We start from the raw sequence: 21,643 nt of genomic DNA, 5'->3' as shown, positions 1-21,643 counted from the left end.
GCTTTCGGTTTCAGGAGCGGCGAATCAATTGCCAGGCGCGGTCTGCCGCCAGGCCTGGGAGCGACGCAGCAAACCGCGCGAAGCCCAGGCCAGCAGCAGGGACACGCCCGCCGAGGTGAACAGAATCAAAGTCGACATCGCCGCCGCGCCGCCGACGTTACCGGCGTCGTCCATGTTCAGCACCGCCACTGCCGCGAGGATGGTGTCGGGGCTGTAGAGGAAGATCGCCGCCGAAACGGTGGTCATGGCCGATACGAACAGGTAGCGCACGATGTCCAGCAGCGCCGGCAGGCAGATCGGCACGGTGACGCGCAGGTAATGCCGATACAGCGGCGCCTTGAGCGACAGCGCGGCAGCTTCGAACTCGGCGTCGAGTTGGCGCAGTGCGGTGGTCGCGGTCATTTGCGCGGTGGTCAAATAGTGAGCAATGGTGCAGACCACCAGCAGGGTCATGGTCCCGTAAAGCACATGCAGCGGGTTGCCGCTGAGGTTGAAGAAAAAGACGTAACCCAAACCCAGCACCAGACCCGGCACCGCCATCGGTACGAAACTGAGCATGCGCAGTGTCAGATTCAGTCCGCGCTGGCCCTTGGTTTTTTCCATCAGGTACGCGCCGGTGAAGATCAGCACGCTGCCGATCAGCGCCGTGCACAAGGCCATCTTCACGCTGTTGCCATAGGCCAGCCAGCCACCGCCTGCGGTGTCATTGAACTGATAGTGGTTGAGCGACAGCGACAGGTTGTACGGCCAGAATTTCACCAGTGACGAATACACCGCCATGCCGAACACCAGCAGCAATACCGCGCAGATCAGCAGCACGATGGTCAGGTAGCAGCCGTCCCGCAGTTTCGACGGCGTCGGTTGAAAGACCTGTGCCCGACCGCTCATGGAGTCGCCGTGACGCCGACGCAGCCAGGCGTCGACACCGAAGCTGAACAACGCCGGCAGCAGCAGGACCATGCCGATCAACGCGCCGCGACCGAATTGTTGCTGGCCGACCACGGCCTTGTAGGCTTCCAGCGCCAGCACCTGATAATCGCCACCGACCACCACGGGCACGCCGAAGTCGGTGATGGTCAAAGTGAACACCAGACAGAACGCCGCGAACACAGCCTGACGCGTTGCCGGCCAAGTGATGCTGCGAAAGGCTTTCGCCGAACTGGCGCCCATGCTGGAGGCAGCATCGAACAGTCGCGCATCCGCCAGGGACAGCGCCGACAGCAGAATCATCAGCGCGTGTGGGAAGGTGTAGATGACCTCACCCAGAACAATGCCCCAGAAGCCGTAGATATTGTCCGAGAGCAAACCGCGCAACATGCCCTGGTTGCCGAACAGATAAACCAGCGCAATGCCCGGCAACATCGACGGCGCCATCAACGGCAACAGCGACATCCCGCGCCAGATGCCTTTGCACGGTATCAACGTGCGTTGCAGAGCGTAGGCAAACAGGTAAGCCAGCGGTACGACAATCGCCGCAACGCTGAGGGAAACTTTCAGGCTATTGCCGAGCAACCAGTGGAAATTCGCACTGGTCACCAATTCACGGGCGGCCACCAGACCGCCGCCCTGCCCGGCTTCCGAGCTGAAACCGCGCCAGAAGATCGCCAGCAACGGCATCAGCACCGCAACGCCGAGCAACACCAGTAACAGCACCTTGCCGCCGACCACGAACACCCGGTCGCCGATCTCGGCACGGGAGGTCTGCCGAACCTGCTTGTGCGGTATCGGCAGCGCGAGGTTCGCGCTCATCAGGCAAACACCTGCAGGCTGCGCGGAGGCAAGGCGACCATGATCTGCTGGGCGCCGAGGCGCGGCATGGCTTCCGGCGCGAGTTCCGCCAGCAATGCATGGCCTGGTAATTGATCAAGTTCGAAGCTCATGCGGCAGCGGTTGCCGAGGAAGGTGATCTCGCGAACCTTGGCCGGGAACAGGTTTTCTTCATGCACGGGCGGGTTGACGTTGATCGCTTCGGGGCGGCAAAACAGACGACCCGATGCGGCGTTGCCCGAATCGGCGGCCAGGCGCATGTTCATCCCGCCGACCTGGGCGTGGCTGTCGCTGCTGCGCTGGAATGGCAGCCAGTTGCCCTGACCGACGAACTCCGCCACAAAGGGTGTGGCCGGGCGGTCGTAGATTTCCTGTGGCGTGGCGTATTGCTCGACCTTGCCGTTGTTCATCACGGCGATGCGGTCGGCCATCAGCATGGCTTCGTCCTGATTGTGGGTGACCATCAGGGTGGTGACGCCGAGGTTGCGCTGCAGTTGGCGCAGTTCGGTGCACAAATGCTCGCGTACGCGGGCGTCGAGGGCCGACATCGGTTCGTCCAGCAACAACAAGGACGGCGCCGGCGCCAGGGCCCGAGCCAGCGCGACGCGTTGCTGTTGGCCGCCAGACAACTGGCCAGGATACTTTTTCTCACTGCCGATCAGGCCAACCAGCTCCAGCATCTGACCGACACGCTTGCGCACTTCATCGCGACCACTGCCGGCGAGGCCGTAGGCGATGTTCGCTTCGACGGTGAGATTGGGGAACAGCGCGTAGGACTGAAACAGAATGCCGTAGTCCCGAGCCTGGGGCGCCAGGTGGGAAACGTCGCGATCGCCGAGGTACAACTCGCCGCTGTCCTGCTTCTCAAGACCGGCGATGCAGCGCAGCAAGGTGGTTTTGCCGCAGCCCGACGGACCGAGCAGACACACCAGCTCACCGGCCGCCACGTCGAGGGAAACGTTATCCAGCGCGGTGAAGGCGCCGAAGCGTTTCTGCACGCCGCGCACTTTCATCGGGGCGCCGGGGTTGGTCAGGGCAGTTGCGATCGAGTGGTTCATGGACAGGCCTCATCAAGCAGATGAGGCCCATCCTAGGTTTGTAATGCGTCCGTCATGTGGCAGTGAGGCAAAAACGGCTGATAGTGGTATTCGAGGATTTGGGTTGGCGTTATTGGTTGTCTGGTCTGGCGCCTTCGCGAGCAGGCTCGCTCCCACAGTTGACCGCGTACCCACGTGGGAGCGAGCCTGCTCGCGAAGAGGCCGGCACAGTCACCACTGAACTCAAGCCGGAGCCATTTCCTGCGCCAACCCCAGAAACGCCGCCGGCAGTCGCGCGCCTTTGCGCTCCTTGAGGCAGTACAAATACTCGGGAATCTGCGGCGCATTCTCGATGGTCAGCACGCGCAGTTGCGGATCATGCGGCACTTCCTGCCGGGCAATGATGCTGATGCCGATATTGCGCAACACCGCCTCACGGATTGACTCACGGCTGCCAATCTCCAGCAGCGGCCCGAAACTCACCCCGGCGCTGGCCAGCAATTCCTCGGTCAGGCGTCGAGTGGTCGAGCCCGATTCGCGCATCAATAACGTATGCCCGGCCAACGCACTGAGCGGCACATGGTCGTGGACCGCCAGCGGATGATTGCGATGCACCGCCAGCACCAGCGGATCGCTGCCGAGCACCCGGCGAATCAGCCGCGCATCCTCCAGTAACTGCGAAGAGGCAGCGACATCGACCCGGTAATCCTCCAAGGCTTCAAGCACCTGCTGGGAGTTACCGATTTCCACTGACACCTCCACCTGCGGCAAGCGCTCGCGAAAGGTCTTCACCAGATCGAGGATGTAATACGGTGCCGTGGCGGCAATGCGCAACGTGCCCTGGACCTGACCGCTGTTGCGCAGGAAAAACTCGATGTCGGCTTCCTGCTGCAACAGCGCCTTGACCATCGGCAACAGCCGCGCACCTTCATCGCTGACACTGAGGCGGCGGCCGCCACGGTAGAACAACTCAACCGAGTACTGACTTTCCAGATTGCGAATCTGTGTGGTCACCGTGGGTTGGCTCAGGCCGAGCTTTTTCGCCGCCAGGGTAATGCTGCCCAGGCGGGCAACCATGTAAAACGCCTTCAGCTCGGCACTCAGCACACCCTTCCCTCATCGTCTTATTTACGCAGCAGGCGCAAACCGTTAAACACCACCAACAGGCTCACGCCCATGTCGGCGAACACCGCCATCCACATGGTGGCGATCCCGGCGAAGGTTACCCCAAGAAAGATCGCTTTGATGACCAATGCCAAGGCGATGTTCTGTTTGAGGATGCTTGAGGTTTGCCGTGACAGCCGGATGAAGGTCGGGATCTTGCGCAGATCATCGTCCATCAGGGCGACATCGGCAGTCTCGATGGCGGTATCAGTGCCCGCCGCCGCCATGGCAAAACCGATCTCGGCTCGCGCCAGCGCCGGCGCGTCGTTGATGCCGTCGCCGACCATGCCGACGATATGGCCCTGTGCATAAAGGGCTTCGATGGCTTCCAGCTTTTCGGTCGGCAACAGGTCGCCCTTGGCCTCGTCGATGCCGACTTGCGCGGCAATCGCCTGAGCGGTGTGGACGTTGTCACCGGTCAGTATCAGGGTTTTGATGCCCAGCTCGTGCAGTTGCTGGATTGCTTCGCGGCTGGACTCTTTCACGGTGTCGGCCACGGCGAACAGCGCCAATGGGCCGGACTTGTCGAGCAGCAGCACCACGGACTTGCCCTGTTGCTCCAGCGCGAACAGCTTTTCTTCCAGTTCGGGCGAGCACAGGTTCAGTTCTTCCACTAAACGGTGATTACCCAGGTGGTAAACCTGACCGTTAATTTCGCCGCGCACACCGCGACCGGCCAGCGCCTCAAAGTTATCCACAGTCAGCGCTGCGAGTTGTTTATCCACAGCCGCTTTGGCAATGGCCAAGGACACCGGGTGATCGGAGCGACCGGCCAGCGCCGCCGCAATCGCCGGGGCCAATTCATCGGCAGTTGGATCAAGGGACAAATAATCAGTCTGCACCGGTTTGCCGTGCGTGATCGTGCCGGTCTTGTCCAACGCCAGGTAATCGAGCTTGTAACCGCCCTCCAGATAGACGCCGCCCTTCACCAGAATGCCTTTGCGCGCCGCTGCCGCGAGGCCGCTGACGATGGTCACCGGGGTGGAAATCACCAACGCGCATGGGCAGGCGACCACCAGCAACACCAACGCCCGGTAGATCCAGTCAAACCACAGCGCGCCCATAAACAGTGGCGGAATCACCGCCACCGCGAGCGCCAGGATAAACACTGCTGGCGTATAGATTTTCGAGAAGCTGTCGACGAAGCGCTGGGTCGGTGCTCGCGCGCCCTGGGCCTGTTCTACGGCGTGGATGATTCGCGCCAGAGTCGAGTTGTTGGCCGCCGCGGTCACGGCGTATTCCAGAGACCCAGCCTGGTTGATGGTGCCGGCAAAGACTTTGTCACCGACAGTCTTCTCAACCGGCAGGCTTTCACCGGTGATCGGCGCCTGATCGATGGTTGAACTGCCCGCCACCACTTCACCGTCCAGACCAATCCGCTCACCGGGACGTACCCGCACTCGCGCACCCAACTCGATGGATTTGACAGGCAGCAAGACCCAACTGCCGTCGGCCTGCTGCACCGTGGCCTGTTCCGGGGTCATCTGCATCAGGCCGCCGATGGCGTTGCGCGCCCGGTCCAGCGACTTGGCTTCGATCAACTCGGCCACGGTGAACAGGAACATCACCATCGCCGCTTCCGGCCACTGACCGATCAGGATCGCACCAGTCACCGCGATGCTCATCAGCGCGTTGATGTTCAGGTTGAGGTTTTTAAGTGCGATCCAGCCCTTTTTATAGGTGCCGAGGCCGCCGCTGAGAATCGAGATCAGCGCGATGACCGCCACAACCCAGTTCGGCGCAGCGTTGGTGAAGTGGATAACTTCGGCGACCAGTGCGCCAACACCCGACAGCGCCAAGGGCCACCAGGGCTTTCTCTCGGGAGCCGGTGCTGGCAGTTCAGCGCCCTGCTCTATCGGCTCGGCCTGCATGCCGAGGGACTTGATCGCGTCGATGATCGGCGCGGTGCTCGGCAGGTCATGGGTGACGCCCAACACGCGGTTGATCAGGTTGAATTCCAGCTGCTGCACGCCCACGAGTTTGCCGAGTTTGTTCTCGATCAGCGTCTGCTCGGTCGGGCAATCCATGGCGTCGATGCGGAAATTGCTCAGTCGCGCGCCGGCCGTTGGGGTTTCGCTGAGTTTGATCAGCGACGGTGCCGCCACTTTGGACGAACAGCAGGAATCCCCGTGGCTGCCATGGTCATGTTTCTGTACAGGCTGCAGCTTGTGGCTGTGATCGTGATCGTGATCGTGATCGTGATCGTGATCGTGATCAGCCTCGGGTTTGTTGGTGTGAAGGGAATCGCTCATTGGGTCGCGTCCGGAAAAGGTGCCTGTTGCCAAGTAAAGACCCTGTAGCCACTATAGGGTCAAGCACCCTTTTGGAGATTGTCGTCATGAAGATCGGAGAACTGGCCAAACTCACCGACTGCGCCGTGGAAACCATCCGCTACTACGAGCGCGAAAACCTGCTGCCGGAGCCGGCCCGCAGCGACGGCAACTACCGCGTGTACACCCAGGCCCACGCCGAGCGCCTGACTTTCATCCGCAACTGCCGCACGCTCGACATGACGCTGGAGGAAATCCGCAGCCTGCTGGCCCTGCGCGACAGTCCGCAGGATCAGTGCGAAAGCGTGAATGCCCTGATCGACGAACACATTCATCACGTGAAGGCGCGGATCGATGGGTTGATGGCGTTGCAGGCACAACTGCTCGACCTGCGCCAACGTTGCAGCGAAGGGCCGGATATCGATCAGTGCGGGATTTTGCAGCGGCTGGAGGTCAGCGGCGGGGTTGTGGCGACGGAGGTTGAGCATTCGCATGTGGGCCGCAGTCACGGTCATTAGCTACACCACAAAACAACTGTGGGAGCGAGCCTGCTCGCGAAAGCGGTGGGTCAGTCGACATCAATGTTGAGTGACTAACCGCATTCGCGAGCAGGCTCGCTCCCACAGGGTTGTGCGCTAAGGCTTAGACCGCCATCGGCGCCGTCATTGGGGCGTGGTGCTCGTAACCTTCCAGCGAAAAATCGCTCGGCTCGATCAACTCCAGCCACTCCGGCTGATAAACACCGGTCTTGGCAAACTCCGGCACACGGTCGCTGATCACCAGTTTCGGCATCGGGAACGGCTCGCGCTTGAGCTGTTCATTGAGCATGTCCAGGTGGTTTTCGTAGACGTGGGCATCACCGATGAAATAGGTGAACCAACGCGGCGTGTAGCCGGTCAGGCGACCGATCAGGCTCAGCAAAGCGGCGCCTTCGGTGAGGTTGAACGGCGTGCCCAGGCCCAGGTCGTTCGAACGGATGTAGAGGGTCAAAGAAATCTCTTTGGTCTCCACATTCGGGTGGAACTGATACAGCAGATGGCACGGCGGCAAAGCCATTTCATCGAGCTGCGCGACGTTCCAGCCGTGGAACAGAATGCGGCGGCTGCCCGGATCCTTGATGATGGTGTCGACGCACTGGCGGATCTGGTCGATCGCCTTGTACAGCACCACATAAGCCTGACCGTCTTCTTCGCCTTCAGCGATTTGGCGATAACCTTGGCTCAGGGTCTGCTCGATGGCGGCCTGGTTGCTGACCGGAATCTGCTTGTACGCCGGCCATTTGCGCCATTGCACGCCGTAGATCTCCCCAAGGTCGTCCTCACCCTGGCGGAACGGGTTGGCCAGCCACTGCGCGTTTTCGTTGGCGTTCTGATCCCAGACCTTGCAGCCCAGCGCACGGAACTCGGCGGCGTTGTTCACCCCGCGCAGAAAACCGCACATCTCGCCGATGGCCGATTTGAAGGCCATTTTGCGGGTGGTGATTGCCGGAAAACCTTCCTTCAGGTCATAACGCAGCATCGCGCCAGGGAAGCTGATGGTGTTCACGCCGGTGCGGTTGGCCTGTTTGGTGCCGTTCTTGATGACGTGGGCGACCAGTTCGAGATATTGCTTCATGAGTTACCTGTGTCCTTGAACCCGGGACTGTCGCCCCGGGGTTCGAATTTATACGGCCGCCGCTGGAGCCGCCGGTGCACGGTGATACGCCAGCCAGATCAGGTACAGACCGCCGACGATCATCGGTACGCACAGTACCTGACCCATGGTCAGCCAGTTCCAGGCCAGATAGCCCAGTTGCGCGTCCGGTACGCGGACGAATTCGACGATGAAACGGAAAATGCCATAGAACAGCGCGAACATCCCGGACACCGCCATGGTCGGCCGCGGCTTGCGCGAGAACAACCAGAGAATGGCGAACAGCGCTACGCCTTCGAGCGCGAACTGGTACAGCTGCGACGGGTGACGCGCCAGTTGCGCCGGATCGGTCGGGAAGACCATCGCCCACGGCACATCGGTGGCCTTGCCCCACAACTCGGCGTTGATGAAGTTGCCGATACGTCCGGCGCCCAGACCGATCGGCACCATCGGTGCAACGAAGTCCATCAGCTGGAAGAACGACTTGCCGTTCTTTTTACCGAACCACAACGCGGCCAACATCACGCCGATGAACCCGCCGTGGAACGACATACCGCCCTTCCACACTTCAAAGATCAACAGCGGGTTGGCGATGTAAGCACTCAGATCGTAGAACAGTACATAGCCCAACCGCCCGCCGACAATGACCCCCATCGACATCCAGAACACCATGTCGGAGAGCTTCTCTTTACTCCAGGTCGGGTCGAAGCGGTTCAACCGGCTCGACGCCAGCAGCCAGGCGCCGCCGATGCCGATCAGGTACATCAAGCCGTACCAGTGGATTTTCAGCGGACCGATGGCCAATGCCACCGGGTCGATCTGCGGGTAAGGCAGCATTGCGACTCCTCGTTAGAGTTGAAACCTTTAAAATTCCCGGGCGACGCTGTCACGCCAGGATTAAGCCAGGATTGCGGTGTGTCAGAGCAAAAAGTTCAGGCCAACGCAGAACAGCAAAGCGGCGAACAGTCTTTTCAGCAACTTCGGCGACAGGCTGTGGGCCAGTCGTGCGCCGAGGCGGGCGAAGAACATGCTGGTCAGGGCGATCCCCAGCAACGCCGGCAAATAAACAAACCCGAGACTATGGGCCGGCAGCAATGGATCGTGCCAGCCCAGAATCATGAAAAATAATGCACTGGACAAGGCAATCGGCAAGCCGCAGGCGGATGAAGTCGCCACCGCTTGCTGCATCGGTACACTGCGCCAGGTCAGAAACGGCACCGTCAGCGAGCCGCCGCCAATCCCGAAAATCGCCGAGGCCCAGCCAATCACACTGCCGGCCACGGTCAGACCGACTTTACCCGGCACCGTTCGACTGGCCTTGGGTTTGAAATCCAGTGCCAGTTGCGCAGCGATGACCAGGGCGAAGACGCCAATGATTTTCTGCAGATTGGGCCCGGAGATCGCCTCGGCCGTCAACGCGCCGAAACCGGCACCCATGAGAATACCGAGGGTCATCCAGGCAAAAATCGGCCAACGTACGGCACCACGACGGTGATGTTCGCGGATCGCATTGACCGAGGTGAAGATGATCGTCGCCAGGGACGTGCCGACCGCCAGGTGCGTGAGGATCGACGGATCGAACCCTTGCAGCTTGAAACTGTAAACCAGCACCGGAACGATAATGATCCCGCCGCCGACCCCGAACAGCCCGGCCAGCACACCTGCACAGGCGCCGAGCGCCAGATAGAGCAGAAATTCCATGCGCATCCCCAAATGAGAGCGGCATGGTAACGGATGCATGGCCTCAAGCTCCACTGGATGGCGATGGATACCCACACGATGACTGAGTAGAGTGGGCAGAAAACACACAAGGACTGCCTTATGTGCCTGATTGTTTTCGCTTGGCGACCGGGTCACGCCCAGCCGCTGATCGTGGCGGCCAACCGCGACGAATTCTATGCCCGGCCCAGCCTGCCTCTGGCGCAATGGCCCGAAGCACTGCACGTGCATGCCGGTCGCGATCTGGAGGCGGGGGGCACCTGGCTTGGTGTTGGCGCCCATGGACGCTTCGCCGCGCTGACCAATATCCGCGATCCGCACCAGCCACCCGCACGCACCTCGCGAGGGGAGCTGGTGGCGCGATTTCTTAGCGGGGATATGCCGATAGATGACTATTTGAGCGACGTTGTTGCACGTTCGCTGGAGTATTCCGGATTTAATCTGCTGATCGGCAACGCCAACGAGCTATGGCACTTCAATGCCCGGGAGACTGAGGCGGTGATGCTGCCACCGGGGGTTTATGGGTTGTCGAACGCCGGGCTGGATACGCCATGGCCGAAGCTGCTCAGGGCGCGGGCAGCGCTGGAGGAAGTGCTGGACGATCCGCAACCCCAGGCTTTATTGGCGTTGCTGAGCGATCCGCAGGCGGCGCCATTTGCCGAACTGCCGGATACCGGGGTCGGGTTGGCCACCGAGACGTTGCTGTCGAGTGTATTTATTGCCAGTCCGACTTATGGGACGCGAGCGAGTACGGCGTTGATTGTTCAGGCGGATGGGACGCGGTGGATGGTGGAGCGGAGTTTTGGGCCGTATGGCGGGCATTTGGGGGAAGTGGAGATCAGGGTTTAGATTGGTGCTGTCAGGGCTGGCCTCATCGCGAGCAGGCTCGCTCCCACAGGGGACTTGTGTAGATCACAAATCAAATGTGGGAGCGAGCCTGCTCGCGATGGGGCCATCAGCGTTTTATAGGGTTTTGGCCGAAGCCGGATTAATCATCCGCGCCAACCCAAGGTTCTTCAGCGCCAATTGCAGCGAACTGTGGATAACTTGCGGGTTGTCGATGGTCATCAGCTCCGCGAGCAACTCCTTGGCCTTGCTCAGATTGATCTGACGCAACATCCACTTCACTTTCGGCAAGTTGGTGGCGTTCATCGACAGGCTGTCGAAGCCCATCGCCATCAACAGCACCGCCGCCGCCGGATCGCCTGCCATCTCACCGCAGATGCTCACTGGCTTGCCTTCGGCATGAGCGTCACGCACCACGCTCTGAAGGGCTTGCAGCACCGCTGGGTGCAGGTAGTCGTAGAGGTCGGCTACCCGCGGGTTGTTTCGATCCACGGCCAGCAGGTACTGGGTCAGGTCGTTGGAACCGACCGACAGGAAGTCCACTTGCCGCGCCAGTTCCTTGGTCTGATAAACCGCTGCCGGAATTTCGATCATCACGCCGATCGGCGGCATAGGCACGTCGCAGCCTTCGTCGCGGACTTCGCCCCAGGCCCGGTGAATCAGGTGCAGGGCTTCTTCCAGCTCGTGGGTGCCGGAGATCATCGGCAGCAGAATCCGCAAGTTGTTCAAGCCTTCGCTGGCCTTGAGCATGGCGCGGGTCTGAACCAGGAAGATTTCCGGGTGGTCGAGCGTGACGCGAATACCGCGCCAGCCGAGGAACGGGTTGTCTTCCTTGATCGGGAAGTACGACAGCGACTTGTCGCCGCCGATGTCCAGGCTGCGCATCGTCACCGGTTGCGGGTGGAACGCGGCGAGCTGCTCGCGATAAATCGCCAGCTGTTCTTTTTCACTCGGGAAGCGCTGGTTGATCATGAACGGCACTTCGGTGCGGTACAGACCGACGCCTTCAGCGCCACGCTTCTGCGCTCGCGCCACATCCGCCAGCAGGCCGGTGTTGACCCACAGCGGCATGCGGTGGCCATCGACGGTCACGCACGGCAAGTCCCGCAGTGCATCCAGCCCGAGCGCCAGTTGCTTCTCTTCCTCGACCACTTCGGCGAACTGCTTGCGCAGCACTTCGCTCGGGTTGGTGTAGACCTCGCCGTGGTAGCCGTCGACGATCATCTGGATGCCGTCGACCTTGGAATACGGCAAGTCGACCAGGCCCATCACCGTCGGGATACCCATGGCGCGTGCCAGGATCGCCACGTGGGAGTTGCCGGAACCGAGGACCGACACCAGACCGACCAGCTTGCCTTCCGGCACCTCGCCGAGCATCGCCGGCGTCAGTTCTTCGCTGATCAGAATGGTGTTGTCGGGGTAGACCAGGGTCTGCTGACGCTCTTCCTGCAGATAAGCCAGCAAGCGCCGACCGAGGTCTTTGACGTCCGAGGCGCGCTCACGCAGATAGGCGTCGTCCATCAATTCGAAACGGTTGACGTGTTCGGTGACCACCTGACGCAACGCGCCCTGAGCCCACTGGCCAGTCTTGATCACGGTGGTGATTTCGCTGCCCAGTGACGCATCGTCGAGCATCATCAGGTAAACATCGAACAGCGCGCGCTCTTCCGGGCGCAACTGATTCGCCAGTTTGGCGGACAAGGCGCGCATGTCGGCGCGCACGCCTTCGATGGCAGTCTTGAACAGCCCGAGTTCGGCGGCGATATCGGTGATGGTCTTGTCGGGCACCACGTCCAGATCGGCCGGCGGCAGCATGACCACCGCGGTACCGACTGCCGCACCCGGCGAACCCGGTACGCCGATGAACTTGGCTTCCTGGATGCCCTTGCCTTGACGGCCCAGCCCACGGATCGAACCGGTGGCTTCGGCGTGGGCGATAACACCGGCAAGCTGCGCGCTCATGGTCACGAGGAAGGCTTCTTCACCTTCATCGAACTGGCGACGTTCCTTTTGCTGAATGACCAACACGCCGACGACGCGGCGGTGGTGAATGATCGGCGCCCCGAGGAACGAGGCGTAGCGTTCTTCACCGGTCTCGGCGAAGTAACGGTAGCGCGGGTGATCCGCGGCGTTTTCGAGGTTCAGGGGTTCTTCGCGCGTGCCGACCAGGCCAACCAGACCTTCGTTGGGTGCCATGCTGACTTTGCCGATCGAGCGCTTGTTCAAGCCCTCGGTGGCCATCAGCACGAAACGGTTGGTCTCAGGGTCAAGCAGGTAGACCGAGCAGACCTGGCTGCCCATGGCCTCTTTGACGCGCAACACAATAATCCCCAACGCCGCCTTGAGATCCTTGGCGGAGTTAACTTCCTGGACGATCTTGCGCAGCGTATTGAGCATGGCTCGGGGTCGAACTCCGTCGTCAGTCGCGCGATAAAAGGCGCGGGGCAAGCTCTTTGAGAGCGCGTCGATACACTTCGCGCTTGAATGTCACCACCTGGCCCAACGGATACCAATAGCTGACCCAGCGCCAGCCATCGAATTCCGGTTTACCGGTCAAATCCATCCGCACCCGCTGCTCGTTGGAGACCAGGCGCAGGAGAAACCATTTCTGTTTCTGGCCGATGCACAGCGGTTGGCTGTGCGTTCGGACCAGACGTTGCGGCAAACGATAGCGCAACCAGCCCCGGGTGCAGGCGAGAATTTCAACATCTTCGCGCTCAAGCCCCACTTCTTCGTTCAACTCGCGGTACAAGGCGTCTTCCGGCGTCTCCTGGGGGTTGATTCCGCCCTGTGGAAACTGCCAGGCATCTTGATTGATACGGCGAGCCCATAGCACCTGTCCGGCATCATTCGTGAGAATGATCCCGACATTGGGGCGGAAACCATCGGGGTCGATCACGGCAACAACCTCGCAAACGCATGTCGCCGCATTGTTCCACAAAGGTTGTGATAGCAGCAACGAGCCGGCCTACCTTATGTGCACTCTTGTGAAAAGTCCGTATTCTGAACGCCTTTCTACAGACTTTTCAGCGAGTAACTGCAATGCGGCTGGCTTTATTCGACTTGGACAACACGCTCTTGGGCGGTGACAGTGACCACGCCTGGGGCGATTACCTCTGCGAGCGCGGCTTCCTCGACGCCGTCGCTTACAAGGCACGCAACGACGAGTTCTATCAGGATTACCTGGCCGGCAAACTGGATAACGATGCCTACCTGAACTTCTGCCTGGAAGTCCTCGGCCGCACCGAGATGGCCACGCTGGATCAATGGCATCTGGATTACATGCGCGATTGCATTGAGCCGATTGTGTTGCCCAAGGGTCTCGAACTGCTGGCCAAGCACCGCGAGGCGGGTGACAAGTTGGTGATCATCACTGCGACCAACCGTTTTGTTACCGGGCCGATTGCCCAGCGTCTGGGCGTCGAAACCCTGATCGCCACTGAATGCGAGATGGTTGATGGTCGCTACACAGGGCGCAGCACTGATGTTCCGTGCTTCCGGGAAGGCAAGGTCACAAGGCTGAGTCGTTGGCTGGAAGAGACCGGGCATTCGCTGGAAGACAGTTACTTCTACAGCGACTCGATGAATGATTTGGCGCTGCTTGAGCAGGTAACGAATCCGATCGCCGTCGATCCGGACCCGAATCTGCGGGCTGAAGCCGAGAAGCGTGGCTGGCCGGTAATGACTCTGCGCGACTGATATCGCCTTCGCGAGCAGGCTCGCTCCCACAGGGTTTTGTGCAAGACACACAACTGTGTGAGCGGCGCAAACCCCTTGTGGGAGCGAGCCTGCTCGCGAAGATGTCGACGCGGTCTTAAGCCTTAAACCGGCTTGGCGCCCATCAACCCCGCAATCGCGACAAAACAAACAAAACTGAACAACGCAAGGGCGAAGGTGAACTTGCCATTGCCTCCCGGAACAGTGCGTAGCCGATTCAGCCGCACCAGCAACCAGAACCAGCCCAACGCCGCGACGGTGTAAAGCACACTGGAAGCCAGCAACCAGATCTGCCCCAGCGGCCAGCCCACCAGATGCACCATCCACCAACCGGTAAATGGCATGCTCAGCAGCGCCAGCCCCATCACCAGCCAGATGAACACCTGCGGCCGTTGCAATGTGCGTGCGTGAGCCGTCGCGTCTCCGTTACGGCGTGTACGCCAGACCCAGATCGCAAGCCCCAACGCACTGACCAGCAGCAACACCGTCGCCACCATATGAGCGACTTTCAGGGCAGTTAACGTTTCCATTGTTCGATTTCCTTATGGCCTGGCCATCAGCGTAGCCGCTCAGCCGAGAAACAGCTGATAGGCCGGGTTGTCGCTTTCGTCCCAGTACGGGTAGCCGATTTCTTCCAGCGCAGCGGGCACCAGATGGCGTTCCTCGTGAGGCACTTGCAGCCCCGCGACCACACGACCATCCGCCGCACCATGGTTGCGGTAGTGGAACATCGAGATGTTCCAGCGCCCGCCGAGCTTGTTGAGGAAGTTGAACAGCGCACCCGGACGCTCCGGGAACTCAAAGCGCAGCACCACTTCATCGACCACGTGAACAGCACGTCCGCCGACCATATGACGAATGTGCAACTTGGCCAACTCGTTGTCGGTCAGATCGAGCACCGGGAAACCCTGCTCGGTCAGACTGGCAAGCAGCGCACTGCGCGGGTCGTTTTCCGGGTGCGTCTGCACGCCCACAAAGATGTGCGCCTCGCTGCCGGTGTTGTAGCGGTAGTTGAATTCGGTGATCTGGCGCTTGCCGATGGCCTCGCAGAACGCCTTGAAGCTGCCCGGTTTCTCGGGAATGGTCACGGCGATAATCGCTTCGCGCCCCTCGCCCAGTTCAGCACGCTCGGCGACGTGGCGCAGACGGTCGAAGTTGACGTTGGCGCCGGAGTCGATGGCCACAAAGGTATGCCCGGTGACACCGCGTTGCTCGACGTATTTCTTGATCCCGGCCACGCCCAAGGCGCCGGCAGGTTCGGTGATCGAGCGGGTATCGTCGTAGATGTCCTTGATCGCCGCGCAGATTTCATCGGTGCTGACGGTGATCACTTCATCGACATAATCTTTGCAGATATCGAAGGTGTACTGACCAATCTGCGCCACGGCGACGCCGTCGGCGAAGAGGCCCACGGTCGGCAGGATCACGCGTTCGCCAGCGGCCATTGCGGCTTGCAGGCAGTTGGAATCGTCCGGCTCGACGCCGATGATTTTGATTTCAGGCCGCAAGTACTTCACATACGCCGCGATTCCGGCAATCAACCCGCCGCCGCCCACCGGGACGAAGATCGCGTCCAGACGGCCAGGGTGCTGGCGCAGAATCTCCATCGCCACCGTGCCCTGCCCGGCAATGGTGTGGGGATCGTCGTAAGGGTGAATGTAGACGTAGCCTTTTTCGTCGACCAGTTTCAGCGAGTAGGCCAGGGCTTCCGGGAACGAATCCCCGTGCAGCACCACTTTGCCACCGCGTGAACGCACGCCTTCGACTTTGATTTCCGGGGTGGTCTTGGGCATCACGATGGTCGCTTTCACGCCCAACACTTTCGCCGCCAGGGCCAGGCCTTGCGCGTGGTTGCCCGCGGAAGCAGTGACCACGCCGCGAGCGCGCTCTTCATCGGACAGCTGCGTGAGCTTGTTGTAGGCGCCGCGAATCTTGAACGAGAACACCGGCTGCAAGTCTTCGCGCTTGAGCAAAATACTGTTGCCCAGCCGCTCGGAGAGCTGGCGGGCAGTCTGCAATGGGGTTTCTACGGCAACGTCATAAACGCGCGAGGTGAGGATCTTTTTGACGTACTGTTCGAGCATCGGAAAGCATCACTGAGCGAGTTGGGCAGGGCCAAGGAGTCTAACCCGGCTTTCGGGCGGGCGACCACACGAATCAAGAGGTTTTAGCCCGGCATGGGGCTATAATGCCGGCCTTTCCGTTCTCCCTTTGCCCGCTTCGGAGCCCGCATGACCCAGGATCAACTCAAACAGGCAGTGGCTCAGGCCGCCATCGACTTCATCCTCCCGAAACTCGACGACAAGAGCATCGTCGGGGTCGGCACCGGCTCCACCGCCAACTGCTTCATCGACGCACTGGCCAAGCACAAAGGCGCGTTCGACGGCGCGGTCGCCAGCTCCGAAGCCACCGCAGCCCGCCTCAAGGGCCACGGCATTCCGGTGTATGAGCTGAACACTGTCAGCGACCTGGAGTTCTACGTCGACGGCGCCGATGAAAGCGATGAGCACCTGAACCTGATCAAGGGCGGCGGCGCAGCCCTGACCCGCGAGAAGATTGTGGCGGCTGTGGCCAAGACCTTCATCTGCATCGCCGACGCCAGCAAACTGGTGCCGGTGCTCGGTGCGTTCCCGCTGCCGGTGGAAGTGATCCCAATGGCCCGCAGCCACGTGGCCCGCGAGCTGGTGAAGCTCGGCGGCGACCCGGTCTACCGCGAAGGCGTGCTGACCGACAACGGCAACATCATCCTCGACGTGTTCAACATGCAGATCACCAACCCGGTGGAGCTGGAGACGCAGATCAATGCGATCGTCGGCGTGGTCACCAACGGTTTGTTCGCGGCACGTCCAGCGGATTTTCTGTTGCTGGGCACCAGTGAAGGCGTAAAAACCCTGCGCGCAAAATAAAACATACGCAAAACCTGTGGGAGCGAGCCTGCTCGCGAAGGCGGTCTGTCAGCCGACATTTCCATCGGCTGACAGGGCCTCTTCGCGAGCAGGCTCGCTCCCACAGTTGTTTTGGGGGGTTGGTCAAGGTTGTGTTGGTTTTTTGAAGACGTAGAACAGGTTCGGCTCGCTCACCAGGTACATCGTACCGTCGTCATCCATGGCGATCCCTTCCGCTTGCGGCACTGTCTTCTGCAACCCCTGACGCCCCTTGCTCAGTGACAGGGTACTCAGCGGTCGCCCGTCCACATCCAGTTCCAGAATCAGCCGCGACTCATCCGACAATGCCAACAAATGGCCGCTGCGCTCGTCGTATTGCAGGCTCGACAGGTCCGTCACGAACATCCCGGCATCGCGCTTGGGGTTGTTCACGACGTGCACCGCGTAGGATTTTTCCGGGTTGTAATGCGGAAAGCCCTGCACTTCGTAGATCAGCATCGGGTCGCGCTCCTTGGCGACAAACAACCGCTTGCCCACCGAGTCGTAAGCCAGGCCTTCAAAGCCCTTGTTGCCGCTCATGTGCACGCCAAGGGTCATCTGCTCGGCATCCGCTGCGTCGAGGAACGTTGTGTCCTTTTCCAGATGAACCTTGATCAGCCGCTGCTGACGCTCGTCAGTGATCACGTAAGTGTCAGCGCTAATGAATTCCACCGCTTCCGGATCGCCAAACCCGATCAGCGCAATGCGTCGAACAATCTGGCCGTCCAGCGACAGTTCGATCAGCTCTGAGTTTTTGTTGGTGACGGTGAACAGGCTTTTGCGCACAGGATCGAAGGTCAACGCCGAAACATCGTCGTCCAGCCCCACAATGACTCGCGCCTCGACCGCTACCTGGTACTGATCCAAAGCGATGGACTGAGCATTCACTGGCTGCCAAAGCGTGTGCAGATTGAACCAGGCGCGCTCGAACAGGCGCAGGTGCTGGCCGCCCGCAATCAGAGCGATCAGGGCTATCACCGACAGGATCAAAAGCAGAGGCTTGGGGCGGGCAAGTCGACGCATTCAGGCAAGCTCGAAAACAGAACGGGCGGATGAAATACCACGGCAGTCTGAATTGAAGCTTAATGGCCAGTGGCCGCGGTCCCGCAGGTGTACCCCAACAGGCGACCGCGTGCCACCCTCACGGCGGGCTTATTTCTGCTTTTCGAAGCGGTAGAACAGGTTCGGCTCGCTCACCATGTACAGCGTGCCCGCCTCGTCCATGGTCACGCCTTCGGCGCGAGGAATGGTCTTTTTCAAACCATTGAAGCCGCCGAGCAAGGTCATGAAGCTGACCTGCTCGCCCTTCTCGTCCAGTTCCAGCAACAAGTGGGAGTCGGCAGACAGCACCAAGGTGTGGCCAGTGCGCGGGTCGATGGCCAGCGCCGAGAGGTTGCGGATGTCCAGTTCATCACTGGCGAGTTTTTGCTTGTCACCGGTGAGTGTCTGGCCATCGTTGCTTTTCCAGGTGAACAACGCCGGTGGACGCTCTTCACCCAGCAACATTTGCTGATTGCGCGAATCCCAGACGATGGCTTCGAACGCCTTGTTCTGGTCCTTCGAAGGGCCGAGATCGTATTTCGGAAAGTTGGCGATGTTCAGCTCGCGGGTATCGGCATCGACCTTGACGATGGAGAGCATGTGGTCACGCTCATCGACGATGGCCAACAGACCGTTGCCCATCACAGTCACGCCTTCCGGGTTGCTCCAGCCCACCAGCGGCATTTTGCGCAGCACGTCGCCCTGCAGCGTCAGTTCGACGAGGAACGGGTTTTTGCCCATGACCGAGAACAGGGTTTTGGTTTGAGGGTTGTAGGCCAGGTCGGACGCTTCGTCCTTTTCCATGCCCGGCAGCAATTTGGCATCGATCACTGCCCGGTAATCCGGTAACCAGACACTCTGCTGACGTTCGGCTGGGCTTTCGAAACGCTCCAGCACCCAAAGCACACCACGGTCATCCCAATGCATCGCAAACGCGAGGCCATAGGCGGCGGCCACCAGCAAAAGCCAGAAATACCAACGCATGAAAAAGCGCGAGCGGCGGGCAGTTTTAAGCTTGGGCATTGGTTGTTGGGTGACCATCGAGGGATGAGTTCCAGAAATTCAGGCTAAGGGTAATAGCACTATTGGGACCGGCTCAGACGCCGCAAGTCCCGGAATTATCCGGACGAGATGTGAAAAAAACGGGAAATGGCGGGAAAGCCCTTCCATTGCCCATCACAGAAACCAAATGTGGGAGCGAGCCTGCTCGCGATGAGGCCAGCACATTCAACAATGATGTCGAATGACAGACCGCTATCGCGAGCAGGCTCGCTCCCACAGGGTTTGGCGGTGTTTGGTTTAGCGCACGCTACTGGTGAAGCTGCTGGCGCCTGGCAATTCCAGCACCAGTTCGTCACCGACATTCAACGGACCAACGCCAACCGGCGTACCCGTCAGGATCACGTCACCGGCCTGCAGCGAGAAACAGCCGGCCATGTGCTGGATCATCGGCACGATCGGGTTGAGCATTGCGCTGCTGTTGCCATCCTGGCGCACTTCGCCGTTGATGGTCAGGCGGATGCCGATGTCGGTCAGGTCAGCGAACGTGCTGCCGGACACGAATGGCGCAATCACCGCTGCACCGTCGAAGGACTTGGCAATCTCCCAAGGCAGGCCCTTGGCTTTCAGCTCGGCCTGCTTGTCGCGCAGGGTCAGGTCCAGGGCCGGGGCGAAGCCGGAGATAGCATCAAGCACTTCTTCACGGCTCGGTTTGGTCGACAAAGGCTTGCCGATCAACACCGCGATTTCCGCTTCGTAATGCACCGAACCGCGCTCGGTCGGAATGCTGAAACCACCTTCCAGCGGCACGACGCAACTGCCCGGCTTGATGAACAGCAGCGGTTCTGTAGGCACCGGGTTGTCCAGTTCCTTGGCGTGTTCGGCGTAGTTACGGCCAATGCACACCACTTTCCCCAGCGGGAAGTGAATACGCGTACCGTCGACATACTGGTGCTGATAGCTCATTACCGACTCCTGTTTCGTAGCTCTTAAATTCAAAAGTCAAACAGCGAAAATCTTGCCCGGGTTCATGATGCCGTTCGGGTCGAACACCGCTTTGACGGCTTTCATGTACTCGATCTCAACCGGCGAGCGGCTGTAGGTCAAGTAGTCCCGCTTGGTCATGCCCACGCCATGTTCGGCGGAAATCGAACCGTTGTACTTCTCGACGGTTTCGAACACCCACTTGTTGACGGTCGCGCACTTGGCGAAGAACTCGTCCTTGCTCAGGTTTTCCGGCTTGAGGATGTTCAAGTGCAGGTTGCCGTCGCCGATGTGGCCAAACCAGACGATTTCGAAATCCGGGTAGTGTTCGCCGACGATCGCGTCGATTTCCTTCAGGAAAGCCGGGACTTTCGACACGGTGACCGAAATGTCGTTCTTGTACGGCGTCCAGTGGGAAATGGTTTCGGAGATGTATTCGCGCAGCTTCCACAGGTTTTGCAGCTGGGTTTCGCTCTGGCTCATCACGCCGTCCAGCACCCAGCCCTGCTCAACGCAGTGCTCGAAGGTTTCCAGGGCGTGGTTGGCCACTTCTTCGGTGGTCGCTTCGAATTCCAGCAGCGCGTAGAACGGGCAATCGGTTTCGAATGGCGCGGGTACATCGCCCCGGCCCATGACCTTGGCCAAGGCTTTATCGGAGAAGAATTCGAAGGCGGTCAGGTCGAGTTTGCTCTGGAACGCGTGCAACACCGGCATGATCGAGTCGAAATCGGCCGTGCCGAGGACCATGGCGGTGAGGTTTTTCGGCGCGCGGTCCAGACGCATGGTGGCTTCGACCACAAAACCGAGGGTGCCTTCAGCGCCGATGAACAGCTGACGCAGGTCGTAACCGGTGGCGTTCTTGATCAGGTCTTTGTTCAGCTCCAGCAGATCGCCTTTGCCGGTGACCACTTTCATGCCTGCGACCCAGTTGCGGGTCATGCCGTAGCGAATGACCTTGATCCCGCCGGCATTGGTGCCGATATTGCCGCCAATCTGGCTGGAGCCTGCCGAAGCGAAGTCCACCGGGTAGTACAGGCCTTTTTCTTCGGCGACGTTCTGCAGGTGTTCGGTGACCACGCCCGGCTGGCAGACCGCGGTGCGGTCGGTCATGTTCACGTCGAGGATCTGGTTCATGTAGTCAAAGGACACGACGACTTCGCCATTGGCCGCTACGGCTGCAGCGGACAGCCCGGTGCGACCGCCGGACGGCACCAGCGCGATTTTGTGCTCATTGGCCCAACGAACGATGGCCTGAACCTGCTCGGTGGTCTTGGGGAACACGATGGCGGTCGGGGCGGGGGCGAAATGCTTGGTCCAATCCTTACCGTAAGCATTCAGGGAGTCGGCATCGGTCAGCACCTTGCCAGGCTCAACCAGGGTCTTCAGCTCTTCAATCAGGGCAGGATTGGTCATCGACAGAACTCTCGAACAATTCATGGTCATCCTGAGAACGCTTCACGTCGCAGGAATGAGTGTTTAGCGGGGTGCATATGCTAGCATACCGACCCCGCAGGATAGTGCCCAACGGCTATTCTGTGGCGAC

19 protein-coding genes are annotated in these 21,643 nt (G+C 60.3%); 4 read left to right on the top strand and 15 right to left on the bottom strand.

Features of this window, described 5'->3' with window-relative positions; genetic code table 11:
* Window positions 1–24: 24 nt before the first annotated feature.
* The 4 genes from JFU47_RS18945 to JFU47_RS18930 form a co-directional block, all read right to left on the bottom strand.
* Entirely contained in the window at window positions 25–1,749 is a 1,725-nt protein-coding gene (locus JFU47_RS18945) for a putative 2-aminoethylphosphonate ABC transporter permease subunit (RefSeq protein WP_201184857.1), read from the bottom strand.
* The gene (locus tag JFU47_RS18940; RefSeq protein ID WP_123368532.1) at window positions 1,749–2,825 is read right to left on the bottom strand and encodes a putative 2-aminoethylphosphonate ABC transporter ATP-binding protein; all 1,077 of its coding nucleotides are present in this window, start codon (window positions 2,823–2,825) and stop codon (window positions 1,749–1,751) included. Before JFU47_RS18940 ends, JFU47_RS18945 begins: the two co-directional genes overlap by 1 nt.
* 222 nt (window positions 2,826–3,047) lie before the next feature.
* On the bottom strand, window positions 3,048–3,911 hold the full coding sequence (locus tag JFU47_RS18935; protein WP_056738879.1) for a LysR family transcriptional regulator: 864 nt from the start codon (window positions 3,909–3,911) through the stop codon (window positions 3,048–3,050).
* Between the two features lie 17 nt (window positions 3,912–3,928).
* The gene (locus JFU47_RS18930) at window positions 3,929–6,220 is read right to left on the bottom strand and encodes a heavy metal translocating P-type ATPase (protein ID WP_201184855.1); all 2,292 of its coding nucleotides are present in this window, start codon (window positions 6,218–6,220) and stop codon (window positions 3,929–3,931) included.
* An 86-nt stretch (window positions 6,221–6,306) separates the two neighbouring features.
* Between JFU47_RS18930 and cadR the strand changes: the two genes are divergently transcribed.
* On the top strand, window positions 6,307–6,756 hold the full coding sequence (cadR, locus tag JFU47_RS18925) for a Cd(II)/Pb(II)-responsive transcriptional regulator (protein WP_140675167.1): 450 nt from the start codon (window positions 6,307–6,309) through the stop codon (window positions 6,754–6,756).
* A 124-nt stretch (window positions 6,757–6,880) separates the two neighbouring features.
* On the opposite strand, the gene JFU47_RS18920 is transcribed toward cadR, so the two are convergent.
* From JFU47_RS18920 to JFU47_RS18910, 3 genes are all read right to left on the bottom strand, one after another.
* A complete protein-coding gene (locus JFU47_RS18920) occupies window positions 6,881–7,852 on the bottom strand; it encodes a thymidylate synthase (RefSeq protein ID WP_033060541.1) in 972 nt (323 codons plus the stop codon).
* Window positions 7,853–7,900: 48 nt separating this feature from the next.
* Window positions 7,901–8,707, bottom strand: coding sequence for a prolipoprotein diacylglyceryl transferase (lgt, locus tag JFU47_RS18915; RefSeq protein ID WP_123368536.1), 807 nt, complete (start codon window positions 8,705–8,707; stop codon window positions 7,901–7,903).
* An 81-nt stretch (window positions 8,708–8,788) separates the two neighbouring features.
* Window positions 8,789–9,571, bottom strand: coding sequence for a sulfite exporter TauE/SafE family protein (locus JFU47_RS18910; protein ID WP_140676133.1), 783 nt, complete (start codon window positions 9,569–9,571; stop codon window positions 8,789–8,791).
* 120 nt (window positions 9,572–9,691) lie between these two features.
* On the opposite strand from JFU47_RS18910, the gene JFU47_RS18905 reads away from it, so the two are divergent.
* On the top strand, window positions 9,692–10,438 hold the full coding sequence (locus JFU47_RS18905; RefSeq protein ID WP_201184853.1) for an NRDE family protein: 747 nt from the start codon (window positions 9,692–9,694) through the stop codon (window positions 10,436–10,438).
* Window positions 10,439–10,552: 114 nt separating this feature from the next.
* Here the strand turns inward: JFU47_RS18905 and ptsP are convergent, their stop codons facing one another.
* Both ptsP and JFU47_RS18895 read right to left on the bottom strand, forming a co-directional pair.
* Window positions 10,553–12,832 (bottom strand): phosphoenolpyruvate--protein phosphotransferase, encoded by a 2,280-nt coding sequence (gene ptsP, locus JFU47_RS18900; protein WP_123368538.1) that lies wholly within the window; start codon window positions 12,830–12,832, stop codon window positions 10,553–10,555.
* Window positions 12,833–12,854: 22 nt separating this feature from the next.
* The gene (locus JFU47_RS18895; RefSeq protein WP_008150514.1) at window positions 12,855–13,334 is read right to left on the bottom strand and encodes an RNA pyrophosphohydrolase; all 480 of its coding nucleotides are present in this window, start codon (window positions 13,332–13,334) and stop codon (window positions 12,855–12,857) included.
* Between the two features lie 143 nt (window positions 13,335–13,477).
* Between JFU47_RS18895 and JFU47_RS18890 the strand changes: the two genes are divergently transcribed.
* Window positions 13,478–14,134 carry a histidinol-phosphatase gene (locus JFU47_RS18890; RefSeq protein ID WP_201184852.1) on the top strand — a complete coding sequence of 219 codons (657 nt, stop codon included), beginning with the start codon at window positions 13,478–13,480 and terminating at the stop codon, window positions 14,132–14,134.
* A gap of 122 nt (window positions 14,135–14,256) precedes the next feature.
* Here JFU47_RS18890 and JFU47_RS18885 read toward each other — a convergent pair whose 3' ends face one another.
* Window positions 14,257–14,682, bottom strand: a complete 426-nt coding sequence (locus JFU47_RS18885) for a DUF2269 domain-containing protein (protein ID WP_201184850.1) — start codon at window positions 14,680–14,682, stop codon at window positions 14,257–14,259.
* A gap of 39 nt (window positions 14,683–14,721) precedes the next feature.
* Window positions 14,722–16,236, bottom strand: coding sequence for a threonine ammonia-lyase, biosynthetic (gene ilvA, locus JFU47_RS18880; RefSeq protein WP_140675182.1), 1,515 nt, complete (start codon window positions 16,234–16,236; stop codon window positions 14,722–14,724).
* A 147-nt stretch (window positions 16,237–16,383) separates the two neighbouring features.
* Here ilvA and rpiA point away from each other — a divergent pair, with 147 nt between their 5' ends.
* Complete coding sequence (gene rpiA / locus JFU47_RS18875) at window positions 16,384–17,058, top strand: ribose-5-phosphate isomerase RpiA (RefSeq protein WP_201184848.1); 675 nt, start codon at window positions 16,384–16,386, stop codon at window positions 17,056–17,058.
* Between the two features lie 123 nt (window positions 17,059–17,181).
* On the opposite strand, the gene JFU47_RS18870 is transcribed toward rpiA, so the two are convergent.
* The 4 genes from JFU47_RS18870 to JFU47_RS18855 form a co-directional block, all read right to left on the bottom strand.
* A complete protein-coding gene (locus JFU47_RS18870; protein ID WP_201184846.1) occupies window positions 17,182–18,099 on the bottom strand; it encodes an SdiA-regulated domain-containing protein in 918 nt (305 codons plus the stop codon).
* A 129-nt stretch (window positions 18,100–18,228) separates the two neighbouring features.
* Complete coding sequence (locus tag JFU47_RS18865) at window positions 18,229–19,158, bottom strand: SdiA-regulated domain-containing protein (RefSeq protein WP_201184844.1); 930 nt, start codon at window positions 19,156–19,158, stop codon at window positions 18,229–18,231.
* Window positions 19,159–19,416: 258 nt separating this feature from the next.
* Window positions 19,417–20,082 carry a fumarylacetoacetate hydrolase family protein gene (locus JFU47_RS18860; protein ID WP_046045170.1) on the bottom strand — a complete coding sequence of 222 codons (666 nt, stop codon included), beginning with the start codon at window positions 20,080–20,082 and terminating at the stop codon, window positions 19,417–19,419.
* A gap of 36 nt (window positions 20,083–20,118) precedes the next feature.
* On the bottom strand, window positions 20,119–21,513 hold the full coding sequence (locus tag JFU47_RS18855; RefSeq protein WP_123368546.1) for an FAD-binding oxidoreductase: 1,395 nt from the start codon (window positions 21,511–21,513) through the stop codon (window positions 20,119–20,121).
* Window positions 21,514–21,643: the final 130 nt, after the last annotated feature.

The sequence above is a fragment of the Pseudomonas sp. TH39(2020) genome (assembly GCF_016650715.1).
Classification (GTDB): Bacteria; Pseudomonadota; Gammaproteobacteria; order Pseudomonadales; family Pseudomonadaceae; genus Aquipseudomonas; species Aquipseudomonas mandelii_C.
This window is presented reverse-complemented; position numbering and strand designations above follow the sequence as displayed.

Coding starts and splice junctions, on each gene's coding strand:
- JFU47_RS18945 (WP_201184857.1), bottom strand. CDS start 1,749: ATGAGCGCGAACCTCGCGCTGCCGATACCGCACAAGCAGGTTCGGCAG.
- JFU47_RS18940 (WP_123368532.1), bottom strand. CDS start 2,825: ATGAACCACTCGATCGCAACTGCCCTGACCAACCCCGGCGCCCCGATG.
- JFU47_RS18930 (WP_201184855.1), bottom strand. CDS start 6,220: ATGAGCGATTCCCTTCACACCAACAAACCCGAGGCTGATCACGATCAC.
- cadR (WP_140675167.1), top strand. CDS start 6,307: ATGAAGATCGGAGAACTGGCCAAACTCACCGACTGCGCCGTGGAAACC.
- JFU47_RS18920 (WP_033060541.1), bottom strand. CDS start 7,852: ATGAAGCAATATCTCGAACTGGTCGCCCACGTCATCAAGAACGGCACC.
- lgt (WP_123368536.1), bottom strand. CDS start 8,707: ATGCTGCCTTACCCGCAGATCGACCCGGTGGCATTGGCCATCGGTCCG.
- JFU47_RS18910 (WP_140676133.1), bottom strand. CDS start 9,571: ATGGAATTTCTGCTCTATCTGGCGCTCGGCGCCTGTGCAGGTGTGCTG.
- JFU47_RS18905 (WP_201184853.1), top strand. CDS start 9,692: ATGTGCCTGATTGTTTTCGCTTGGCGACCGGGTCACGCCCAGCCGCTG.
- ptsP (WP_123368538.1), bottom strand. CDS start 12,832: ATGCTCAATACGCTGCGCAAGATCGTCCAGGAAGTTAACTCCGCCAAG.
- JFU47_RS18890 (WP_201184852.1), top strand. CDS start 13,478: ATGCGGCTGGCTTTATTCGACTTGGACAACACGCTCTTGGGCGGTGAC.
- JFU47_RS18885 (WP_201184850.1), bottom strand. CDS start 14,682: ATGGAAACGTTAACTGCCCTGAAAGTCGCTCATATGGTGGCGACGGTG.
- ilvA (WP_140675182.1), bottom strand. CDS start 16,236: ATGCTCGAACAGTACGTCAAAAAGATCCTCACCTCGCGCGTTTATGAC.
- rpiA (WP_201184848.1), top strand. CDS start 16,384: ATGACCCAGGATCAACTCAAACAGGCAGTGGCTCAGGCCGCCATCGAC.
- JFU47_RS18870 (WP_201184846.1), bottom strand. CDS start 18,099: ATGCGTCGACTTGCCCGCCCCAAGCCTCTGCTTTTGATCCTGTCGGTG.
- JFU47_RS18865 (WP_201184844.1), bottom strand. CDS start 19,158: ATGGTCACCCAACAACCAATGCCCAAGCTTAAAACTGCCCGCCGCTCG.
- JFU47_RS18860 (WP_046045170.1), bottom strand. CDS start 20,082: ATGAGCTATCAGCACCAGTATGTCGACGGTACGCGTATTCACTTCCCG.
- JFU47_RS18855 (WP_123368546.1), bottom strand. CDS start 21,513: ATGACCAATCCTGCCCTGATTGAAGAGCTGAAGACCCTGGTTGAGCCT.